Origin of the sequence: Streptomyces sp. NPDC056987 (assembly GCF_042673865.1) — a bacterium.
Lineage (GTDB): Bacteria > Actinomycetota > Actinomycetes > Streptomycetales > Streptomycetaceae > Streptomyces.
The window spans coordinates 50,889-59,623 of sequence record NZ_JBHURV010000026.1; the positions used below are offsets into that span (position 1 = coordinate 50,889).

10 protein-coding genes are annotated in these 8,735 nt (G+C 70.1%); 4 read left to right on the forward strand and 6 right to left on the reverse strand.

Annotation, left to right across the window (positions count from 1 at the left end; translation table 11 throughout):
- Positions 1–63: 63 nt before the first annotated feature.
- Positions 64–327 carry a hypothetical protein gene (locus tag ACFTZC_RS27060; protein WP_382894008.1) on the reverse strand — a complete coding sequence of 88 codons (264 nt, stop codon included), beginning with the start codon at positions 325–327 and terminating at the stop codon, positions 64–66.
- Positions 324–548, reverse strand: coding sequence for a helix-turn-helix transcriptional regulator (locus ACFTZC_RS27065; protein ID WP_382894010.1), 225 nt, complete (start codon positions 546–548; stop codon positions 324–326). The genes ACFTZC_RS27060 and ACFTZC_RS27065 overlap by 4 nt, the downstream gene beginning before the upstream one ends.
- Positions 549–725: 177 nt before the next feature.
- On the opposite strand from ACFTZC_RS27065, the gene ACFTZC_RS27070 reads away from it, so the two are divergent.
- Together ACFTZC_RS27070 and ACFTZC_RS27075 are read left to right on the forward strand one after the other, a co-directional pair.
- Entirely contained in the window at positions 726–1,142 is a 417-nt protein-coding gene (locus tag ACFTZC_RS27070; protein ID WP_382894012.1) for a hypothetical protein, read from the forward strand.
- A gap of 374 nt (positions 1,143–1,516) precedes the next feature.
- Positions 1,517–2,395, forward strand: a complete 879-nt coding sequence (locus ACFTZC_RS27075; protein WP_382894014.1) for a Bax inhibitor-1/YccA family protein — start codon at positions 1,517–1,519, stop codon at positions 2,393–2,395.
- A 138-nt stretch (positions 2,396–2,533) separates the two neighbouring features.
- On the opposite strand, the gene ACFTZC_RS27080 is transcribed toward ACFTZC_RS27075, so the two are convergent.
- On the reverse strand, positions 2,534–2,764 hold the full coding sequence (locus ACFTZC_RS27080; RefSeq protein WP_382894016.1) for a DUF4287 domain-containing protein: 231 nt from the start codon (positions 2,762–2,764) through the stop codon (positions 2,534–2,536).
- A 158-nt stretch (positions 2,765–2,922) separates the two neighbouring features.
- Between ACFTZC_RS27080 and ACFTZC_RS27085 the strand changes: the two genes are divergently transcribed.
- Positions 2,923–3,243, forward strand: coding sequence for a hypothetical protein (locus ACFTZC_RS27085; RefSeq protein WP_382894017.1), 321 nt, complete (start codon positions 2,923–2,925; stop codon positions 3,241–3,243).
- Between the two features lie 41 nt (positions 3,244–3,284).
- Here ACFTZC_RS27085 and ACFTZC_RS27090 read toward each other — a convergent pair whose 3' ends face one another.
- From ACFTZC_RS27090 to ACFTZC_RS27100, 3 genes are all read right to left on the reverse strand, one after another.
- On the reverse strand, positions 3,285–4,157 hold the full coding sequence (locus ACFTZC_RS27090; protein WP_382894155.1) for a hypothetical protein: 873 nt from the start codon (positions 4,155–4,157) through the stop codon (positions 3,285–3,287).
- Between the two features lie 380 nt (positions 4,158–4,537).
- The gene (locus tag ACFTZC_RS27095; RefSeq protein ID WP_382894019.1) at positions 4,538–5,758 is read right to left on the reverse strand and encodes an acetyl-CoA C-acetyltransferase; all 1,221 of its coding nucleotides are present in this window, start codon (positions 5,756–5,758) and stop codon (positions 4,538–4,540) included.
- 151 nt (positions 5,759–5,909) lie between these two features.
- Complete coding sequence (locus tag ACFTZC_RS27100) at positions 5,910–6,986, reverse strand: SGNH/GDSL hydrolase family protein (protein WP_382894021.1); 1,077 nt, start codon at positions 6,984–6,986, stop codon at positions 5,910–5,912.
- Between the two features lie 159 nt (positions 6,987–7,145).
- Here ACFTZC_RS27100 and ACFTZC_RS27105 point away from each other — a divergent pair, with 159 nt between their 5' ends.
- On the forward strand, positions 7,146–8,552 hold the full coding sequence (locus ACFTZC_RS27105; protein WP_382894023.1) for a cystathionine beta-synthase: 1,407 nt from the start codon (positions 7,146–7,148) through the stop codon (positions 8,550–8,552).
- Positions 8,553–8,735 lie beyond the last annotated feature (183 nt).

Below are 8,735 nucleotides of genomic sequence, written 5' to 3' on the forward strand. Positions count from 1 at the left end.
TCTGGTGGGTGAGGGCCGGCGGGGCTGCTCAGGCCGGGAAGTCGGAGCAGCCCCGCGGCATGTTCAGGCGCGTCGCTTCGGCCGGATGGTCGCGAGGCTGAGCGCGGAGGTGCCGGATTCGGCCAAGGGCTCGGGTGCGCGGGGCGCGAACTGGCCCGGGCGGACTCGGTGCATTTCCTTGATCGCGAGGATCTCGCTGGCGTCGAAGACGACCGCGATGCCGATCTTCTGGTGCGGGAGGATCTTGAGGTTGTCCTCCAGGTACCGCGGCTTGCAGCCGAGCAGGTCTGCCGTCTCGTCCACGCTGTAGTTGCGCAGGTCGTTCATGCGGCACCGCCGGAGCAGTCGCTGGTCAGCTCATCGTCAGTGGCGCGAAGCGCCGCCTTCAGGCCCTTGTAGAGCGTCGGCGACGGCTGGTTCGTGCCCTTTTCGATCTTGTAGATCTGCCAGCGGGAGCATCCGACCGCGTCCGCCAGGTCCACGACCGAGAGGCCGCGGCGCTCACGGAGTGCGCGGGCTTTCGCCCCGCTGATCGTCAGGCTCAACATGACTCCAACGTACTCCAACGTTGGTGTCTATCAAGCCATACCTGTGAGTAAGTTGGAGATTGTTGGATTTCTTTGGCGTCTGTACCCCGAAAATGGGTCCGTCTACGGGGGTAGCGGCAGCGCTGCGGCGGTTGTCGCCCCTTGGAGTGGATTGGATTGCCGATGTACTCTCAGCTCATGACGGCTGACGTGCTGCCGCTCGATCGGCTGGCTAAAGAGGTGGAGCGGCGCATCGCCGACCTCGGGCTCGAATATGTCGCCGTCGCGGCCGAGGCCGGCTTCTCGGTCGAGACCCTGAGCAAGATCCGCCGAGGGCAAAAGGTCAAGCCCACGACCTACCGCGGCCTGGAGCGGGCACTCGCTTGGGGGTCGGGAAGTTGCGAGGCGATCCTCGCCGGCGGCGAGCCGACACGTCTCCCCCCAGTGCCTGACGACTCCTCAGCTGTAGACGATCCTGCTGCCGACCCGAGGATCGACGCGATCGAGACCATCGTCCAAGGGCTGCCCCCGCGCGTACGTGACGAAGTCCTGCGACGCCTGGCCGGTCGAGCCCCCCAATCCCTCCTGGATGAAGTGGCGCACCGGGTGCAGTAGGTGGCGGGAAGCCGCCATTTGTGTCCCTCGGGAGGCCCTTGACTGGGCGTGAGGCCACGGCCTCACGACGGTGAGGCCGGACGGGATTGGACGGTCCGGAACGGGTCTGGACGGGAAAGAATGAGATCCCGTTTGCCTGGTCAGAGCGTTTCCGCAGGTCGGAGAGTGTGCGTGGATTCGGTTCAAGTCCGGCTCCGGGCACATCACCGTCCCGTGCCGACGGCCGCCGCGGTCCCTTTTGGTGGGATTGTGACGAGCGGCACGTCGTAGACGTACCGATTTAACGAAAGATCCTCCCCGAGCACTAGGGCGTACGCTTTGCTGTCCCATTACTCTTGACGCAAGGCCGCGCTGGGCGGCCATGGAGGAGTGAGATGAGGAGCAGCAACCCGGTCTTCTCGCGACGGGGCTTCAGCCGCGACAACGGCCACGCGGGCTTCAACGCGGCGCCGCAGGCCGGGGGCCCCGCCGTAGGAACCAACCCGTACGCGACGAACCCGTACGCGACCAACCCCTACGCGCAGCAGCAGGGCGCCCCGGTCGGCACGCCGCAGGCACCGCCGAACACCGGCGTCATGACGATCGACGACGTCGTCACCCGTACGGGTATGACGCTGGGCACGGTCGTGCTCACGGCAGTGCTCTCCTGGGTTCTGCTGCCGGTCGACCAGGCGAACATCGGCAAGTCCTACGGCATCGCCATCGGCGCCGTGCTCGTCGCCTTCGTCCTGTCGATGATCCAGTCCTTCAAGCGCAAGCCGTCGCCGGCGCTGATCCTGTCGTACGCGGCGTTCGAGGGTGTCTTCCTCGGCGTGATCAGCAGCGTCGTCAGCACCTACATCGCGCCCGGTGTGGTGATCCAGGCCGTGATGGGCACGATGGCGGTCTTCGCCGGGGTGCTGTTCGCGTACAAGATGCGCTGGATCCGCGTCACGCGCCGCTTCTACGGCTTCGTGATGGCCGCGGCCGTCGGCTTCATGCTCCTCATGGTCGCCAACCTGCTGTTCAGCGTCTTCGGCGGCGGTGACGGCCTCGGCTTCCGCAGCGGTGGCCTCGGCATCCTCTTCGGCGTCATCGGCATCATCCTCGGCGCGTGCTTCCTGGCGCTCGACTTCAAGCAGGTCGAGGACGGCGTCGCGTACGGCGCGCCGCGCGAGGAGTCCTGGCTGGCGGCGTTCGGTCTGACGCTGACCCTGGTGTGGATCTACATGGAGATGCTGCGGCTCTTCTCGATCCTCAGCGGCAACGACTAGTCACGAACGACCCGTCGGCCGTACCGGCCGGCGGAGTGACCGGAGGGGTCCGCGGGCAGCAAGCCCGTGGACCCCTCCGTCGTGTTGTCGGTCGGGTTGTTCGGTTGTCGGGTTGCTCGGCTGCCGGAACGGGCCGGCCTAGGAGAAGCGGCGCGCCGCGCGCCTCAGGTCGTACTCGTGGACGATCGCTTTCGCGTGTCCGTACGCCAGGTCGTGCTCACTCCGCAGCCAGCTCACCTTCTCCTCGAAACGGAGAAGGGATGGGCCGTCCTCGACGGTGCGGAGCCAGTCGGAGATCTCACGACCGGTGCAATGGGGGATACGTGCGAGCAGATTGCGATGGGTCTCTTCGGAGAAGACAAGGGACATCGGCGCCTCCGGACGCTCTGCGCTTACGGGGCCTTCTGGACGGATCCTTTCGGTCCTTCTGGTCCTTTACGCCCACCGTGCCTGAGCCGGGACGTGTTGGCAAGGGTTGTCGGCAACCCGGTGGCCGTGCGTCCCGGGGGCCGCGTAGGGTCGGGCGGGTGCTCGATACAACGCCGCTGACAACTGCCGTGGGCCGCTTCGCCGACCGGCTGAGGGCCGCCCCGCAGAGCCGGCTCCAGCGCGGCGCCGCGGCTCGCGCGCTCGAACTGGCCCGGGAGTTGTCCGTACGCGCGCAGCGGCTGGAGAGCCCGGGGGCGGAGCCGCGGATCATGCCGGACGCCGGTGTCTTCGCCGTCGCCGACCAGCTCACGGTCGCGGCCGGCGACCTGGCCGAGGCACTGCGAACGGCCCCGTCCGAGGCGGAACTGGACGAGGCCGTGCGGTCGGTGGAGAAGGCGGTCTCCGAGGCGTCGCTCTGAGGCGTCGTGCTGGAGCGTTGCTCCGGACGGGGTGGCGGGGGTCAGAGCGAGGCTATGACGCGGTCCGCGAGGATGTAGATGTGCTCGGCGCCGGTGTCGCCGTGCGGGTGGTCGTCGCCGCCGCAGGAGAACGTCAGGGTGTACGCGCCCGAGACACCGGACCCGCCCAGCAGGAACGGGGCCTCGCCCTCGCGGAGCGCGTCGGAGAGCCGCTCGGCGGTCTCCCGGTGGCCGGGGGTCATGCACAGCGTCGTACCGTCCGCGAAGACGTACACGTCGAGCGTGCCCAGCGGACCCGGGCGGACGTCGGCCAGCGCCGTACGCGTCCTGGCCAGCTCCTCCAGCCGGGCGACGGTGCGCTCGTGGTCGGTGACGACCGGGGTCTGCACGGGGACGAAGTCCGGGTGCGAGGGGTGGCGGCGGCGCGCGGCGGCCAGTTCGGGCGAGTCCTCCGCGAACTCGACGGCCTCGCTCATGCCGCCGTCGAACGCCTCCGTGGCGTCCAGGTCCAGCGCTTCCAGGGCCTCCAGCGACTCCAGGCCGACGAAGTCCATCTGGCGCGGCACGTAGAACGGCGTCTCCTCGGTGCCGAGTCCGGAGAGCCCGCCCAGCATCGACGGGGCGTCGGTGGCGTCGCGCGCCTCCTGCGCGGCCCAGAAGGCCCGCGCCTCGGCGAGCTCGCGCTCCCGCTCCTCGGCGAGGGCCTCGGCGACAGCGCCGCGGATGGCGTCGGCCTGGGCGGGGTCGGTGGCGCTTCTGGCCTGCGGGACGGCGGCGGCGAACCCGCCGGGGTGCACCGCGGCCAGCTCGCCACGGAGGGCGCTGACCTGCCGGCGCAGCGAGTGAGCGGCGTGCAGTGCAGCGACACCCACGGCCGTGGCGGTGGCCGTGGTCAGCAGCAGGGCAAGAGACATGGTGCTCACTGACTACTCCCGTTCCGATCGATACCCCCGACTTCCTACCTCAGCTTGTCGCGGGCGAGTACCGCCCGGCAGTGCATTACGTCATGAAATGGACAGGTCTTTCGGCCTTACGTATCGGCGCTTCAAGGTCCTGACCAGGGCAAACGAATCTCCCCCGGGCATAGGTCACATCCTGGGGGAGATTCAGTCACGACTGGGGATCGGGGGGCGCGATCGTCGCTTTCCCGAACCGGATGATCACATTGGGTGAATGTGGGGGTGGCCGAGCCCTTCAGCTGAGCCGCTCGTGTTTCCGGTCGCGCTGAGCTTCGCCTCCGCTGCGGGCAGGTGCCGCCCTCGTGCCTCGGGCGACCCCTACCCTCCGCTGCGCCTCAGCTCAGCCGCTCGATCACCATCGCCATGCCCTGCCCGCCCCCGACGCACATCGTCTCCAGGCCGAACTGCTTGTCGTGGAACTGGAGGCTGTTGATCAGCGTGCCGGTGATGCGCGCGCCGGTCATGCCGAAGGGGTGGCCCACGGCGATCGCGCCGCCGTTGACGTTCAGCTTCTCCAGGGGGATGCCCAGGTCCCGGTAGGACGGGATGACCTGTGCGGCGAACGCCTCGTTGATCTCCACCAGGTCGATGTCGCCGATGGTCAGGCCGGCGCGGGAGAGCGCCTGCCGCGACGCCTCGACCGGGCCGTATCCCATGATCTCCGGCGACAGGCCGGTGACGCCCGTGGAGACGATCCGGGCCAGCGGGGTCAGGCCCAGCTCGCGCGCCTTCGTGTCCGACATGATCACGAGCGCGGCGGCGCCGTCGTTGAGGGGGCAGCAGTTGCCCGCCGTGATCCGTCCGTCGGGGCGGAAGACCGGCTTGAGGCCCTGTACGCCCTCCAGGGTGACGCCTGCGCGGGGCCCGTCGTCCGCCGTGACGACCGTGCCGTCCGGCGTGGTCACCGGGGTGATCTCGCGCTCCCAGAAGCCGTTCTTGAGGGCTTCCTCGGCGAGGTTCTGGGACCGTACGCCGAACTCGTCCATGTCCGCGCGTGTGACGCCCTTCAGGCGGGCCAGGTTCTCGGCGGTCTGCCCCATCGCGATGTACGCGTCGGGGAGCAGGCCGTCGGCGCGCGGGTCGTGCCACTCCGCGCCCTCGCTCTGCGCCACCGCGGCGGTCCGGGCCTCGGCGTCCGCGAAGAGCGGGTTGTGGGTGCCCGGCATGCCGTCCGAGGAGCCGTTGACGGAGCGGGAGACCATCTCCACGCCCGCCGAGATGAAGACGTCGCCCTCGCCCGCCTTGATGGCGTGCAGGGCCATCCGGGAGGTCTGGAGCGACGAGGAGCAGTAGCGGGTGATCGTGCAGCCCGGAAGGTGGTCCATGCCGAGCTGTACGGCGACGATCCGGCCGAGGTTGTGGCCCTGCTCGCCGCCCGGCAGGCCGCAGCCGAGCATCAGGTCGTCGATGTCGCGGGGGTCGAGCTCGGGGATCCTGTCGAGCGCGGCGCGGACGATCGTGGCGGTCAGGTCGTCGGGCCGCAGCTCCTTGAGCGAGCCCTTGAAGGCCCGGCCGATCGGGGACCGGGCGGCAGAGACGATCACGGCTTCGGGCATCACGGCTCCAAGGGTGCGGGGGCAGAACTCACTGGGAAGTTACCCGTACGTAGTGCACGGGTCACCCGGTGCGGCATGTGATGCGGGCCTCTTTTCTAAGCGCTTGCTCACCTGTTCCTGTTCCTGGACCTCACGTTCCTGTTCCTGGACCTCACGACTCCCGGACCCCGTGCGCCTCCGCCGTGCTCGGGTCCTCCGGGGTCGCCTCCGCGGGCGTGGGCAGCGGGTGGCGCCTGCGGCGGTGCTTGAGCAGGGCCCACGGCGCCCGGACGCCCGTGACCTCCGTACCGGCGCGGGACGCCGCCGCCGAGGCCGCCTTCGCGACCGGCAGCAGGTCCTCGTCGCGCGCGGCGTCGAGGCGGTCCGTCTCCGGCCACAGGCCGAGCACCGCGCAGAGCGTGGGCAGCACCGCCATGGCGGCGGTCGCGTACCCCTCCGCCGACGGGTGGTAGTTGTCCGGGCCGAACAGCTCACGCGGGTTCGCCGCGAACTCGGGGCCCAGCAGGTCGCCCAGCGAGACCGTACGGCCGCCCTGCTCCACCGCCACGATCGTCTGCGCCGCGGCGAGCTGCCGGCTCGCGCGCCGGGCCAGCCAGCGCAGCGGCTGGTACACCGGCTCGATCGTGCCGAGATCCGGGCAGGTCCCGACGACCACCTCCGCGCCGGCCGTGCGCAGCCGCCGTACCGCCGCGGCCAGGCACCGTACGGACTCGGTGGCCGGCATCCGGTGCGTGACATCGTTCGCGCCGATCATGATCACGCAGACGTCCGGGACGCGGTCCGCGGCGGAACCGGACCCGGAGCCGACGCCGGAGCCGGCACCGCGGCCGGGGTTCGCCCACGGGCCCGGTGCCGTCAGGAGCTGGCTCACCTGCCGCTCCAGATCGTCCGACCTGGCCCCGGGCAGTGCCACGTTCCGCAGGTCGACCGGGCGCTCCGCGACCGCCGCGAGCCCCGAGGCCAGCAGCGCCCCCGGGGTCTGCCCGGCCCGCCGTACGCCCTGTCCCGCCGCCGTGGAGTCACCCAGAATGCCCATCCGCAGCGGCTCCGTGTGGCCGAAGGCCAGTCCGTACCAGCCGTCGCCGCTGGGCGGTACGGGGGCGGTCCCGCCGCCCACCGACCGCTTCGCGAGCTGGACCTCCGCCAGTACCACCCCGATGCCCGCCGCTCCCAGCAGGCCGATGGATCCGCCGCCGTAGGCCGCGCCCGCCGCGATCCGTCGTGCCACCCTCGCCCTTGACACAGCGCGAGCCACCTCCTCGTCGTCCCGCTCGTCGTGCTACGCACGAGTACATACACCAGCTCATTGCCCCGTGAGGACGGTCGCCCAATCTCCCCCGCGGGCGCATACGCTGGCCGGACCATCACGGAGACCCCGGAGACAACGGTGCAATTCCACGACTCGATGATCAGCCTGGTCGGCAACACCCCGCTGCTGAAGCTGACCAGCGTGACCGAAGGCATTCAGGCGACAGTCCTGGCCAAGGTCGAGTACTTCAACCCCGGCGGCTCGGTCAAGGACCGGATCGCCCTGCGCATGATCGAAGCGGCCGAGGAGAGCGGCGAACTGCGGCCCGGCGGCACGATCGTCGAACCGACGAGCGGCAACACGGGCGTCGGCCTCGCCATCGTGGCCCAGCAGAAGGGCTACAAGTGCATCTTCGTCTGCCCGGACAAGGTCTCCACGGACAAGATCAACGTACTGCGCGCGTACGGCGCCGAGGTCGTCGTCTGCCCGACGGCGGTCGACCCCGACCACCCCGACTCGTACTACAACGTCTCCGACCGGCTGGTGCGTGAGACGCCGGGCGCCTGGAAGCCGGACCAGTACAGCAACCCGAACAACCCGCGCTCGCACTACGAGACCACCGGTCCCGAGCTGTGGGACCAGACCGACGGGAAGATCACCCATTTCGTCGCGGGTGTCGGCACGGGCGGCACGATCTCCGGCACCGGCCGCTACCTGAAGGAGAAGAGCGGCGGCCACGTACGGATCGTCGGCGCCGACCCCGAGGGGTCCGTCTACTCCGGCGGCTCGGGGCGGCCGTACCTGGTCGAGGGCGTCGGCGAGGACTTCTGGCCGACGGCGTACGACCGTACGGTCACGGACGAGATCGTCGCCGTGTCCGACAAGGACTCCTTCCAGATGACGCGCCGCCTCGCCAAGGAGGAGGGCCTGCTCGTCGGCGGCTCCTGCGGGATGGCCGTCGTCGCGGCGCTGAAGGTCGCGGAGGGGCTCGGCCCCGACGACGTCGTGGTCGTGCTGCTGCCGGACAGCGGCCGCGGCTACCTCAGCAAGATCTTCAACGACGAGTGGATGAACGACTACGGCTTCCTGGACCACGAGGGCGACACCGCGAGCGTCGGGGACGTCCTGCGGCACAAGGCGGGCCCGGTCCCGGCGCTCGTCCACATGCACCCCGAGGAGACCGTGGGCGAGGCCATCGACGTCCTGCGGGAGTACGGCGTCTCCCAGATGCCGATCGTGAAGCCGGGCGCCGGCCACCCGGACGTGATGGCCGCGGAGGTCATCGGCTCGGTGGTGGAGCGGGAGCTGCTGGACGCGCTGTTCACCCAGCGCGCCTCGCTCGGCGACCCGCTGGAGAAGCACATGTCCTCCCCGCTGCCGCAGGTCGGCTCGGGCGAGCCGGTGGCCGACCTGATGGCCGCGCTCAGCGGCGCGGACGGCGCGGACGCGGCGATCGTCCTGGTCGAGGGGAAGCCGACAGGGGTCGTGAGCAGGCAGGACCTGCTGGCGTACCTCGCCGGCGGCCTGGCCGGCGGCGTGAAGTAGCCACCTGCGGGTGGCCGGATCAGGCCACCCGCACACCTGCCGAGGGGCTGTCAAGGGTCATGCGGAATCTCGGGTTCGCGAAAGTGGTACGAGCGCGACACGTCCACGCAGCACCCGCTTAACACGCGCCCTGCATAGTCATGGGTGTCGGCGTCAAGGACCTCCGGAGCGGCTCCCGGACCT